This is a genomic window from Tamlana crocina (genome assembly GCF_012037625.1).
In genome coordinates this window covers 1-381 of sequence record NZ_JAAVJS010000426.1, presented here as the reverse complement: position 1 = coordinate 381, position 381 = coordinate 1, and the positions used below count along the sequence as shown (strand labels likewise).

General features: G+C 41.2%; 1 protein-coding gene. It reads right to left on the bottom strand.

What is annotated here, in order from left to right; translation table 11 throughout:
- Positions 1-234: class I tRNA ligase family protein (locus HC176_RS17425; RefSeq protein ID WP_167920269.1), on the bottom strand; the 234-nt coding region annotated here is incomplete at its 3' end.
- Positions 235-381: the final 147 nt, after the last annotated feature.

Genomic DNA, 381 nt, shown 5'->3' with positions numbered 1-381 from the left:
TGGTACCCAACAAGCATTGTAGCCCTGCAACCTGGCACGACGAATCAATACATCCTGAATGGTATTATTGAGCATGTGTCCCATGTGCAGCACCCCGGTAACATTCGGCGGCGGAATAACTATGGTATACGGCTCTCTTTCATCAACTTCAGAATGAAAATAGCCGTTCTTCATCCAGTAGTCATACCACTTGTTTTCGACTTCCCGGGCTATGTATTTTGATGCTTCAGACATACTTTGGTGCGGTTTTTGGAATATCTGGGCAAAAGTAATTATAACTTCAGGATTATAAAAGGCGAACCGGTGGATTGCCATTTTATTTGCGGGAATAAGCAGATAAATCTTATCTTTACAATTCTGATAAACCAAAAGACTATGAAA